Raw genomic sequence first — 465 nt, 5'->3', positions numbered from 1 at the left:
ATGCTCATGTCGAGCTTGATGACCTCCGGCTGCAGCTGGAGGATGTGGCGCATGCTGGAATAGCCCGCGCCCGCATCGTCCACGGCCAGGCGGGTGCCGCGCGCGCGCAGCGGCTGCAGGGCCCGGGCCAGCGCCGCGTAGTCGCTGACGGCGGCATGCTCGGTCACCTCCAGCACGATGCGGGACACGTCGGTTCCTTCTTCCAGGAGCGCCTGCAGCCTGCCCGACAGGATGAAGTCCGGCGAGCAGTTCACGTTGAACAGGAGGCCGGCGGGAAAGCAGTGCAGCGACGACAGCGCCGTGCGGATGGCGTGCAGTTCCAGCTCCATGCCCAGCCCCACGCCGTGGGCCGCGATGAACCACTGGTCCGGCGGGCGCACGGGCTCCATGTCGAACCGGGCCAGGCACTCGAAGCCATGGAGGCTGCGCCGCGCGATGTCGTAGACGGGCTGGAAGACGATGCGC

Annotated in this window: 1 protein-coding gene; it reads right to left on the bottom strand. The window is 69.5% G+C overall.

The annotated features are described in order from the left end of the window. A partial coding sequence (locus GVJ63_RS21890) for an EAL domain-containing protein (protein WP_159227361.1) occupies nt 1-465 on the bottom strand: 465 nt, incomplete at both ends.

The organism is Pantoea sp. 18059 (assembly GCF_902706165.1).
Taxonomy (GTDB): Bacteria; Pseudomonadota; Gammaproteobacteria; order Enterobacterales; family Enterobacteriaceae; genus Pantoea; species Pantoea agglomerans.
Note: the sequence above shows the minus strand (reverse complement) of the source record. Positions and strands in the feature narration are given on the sequence as shown.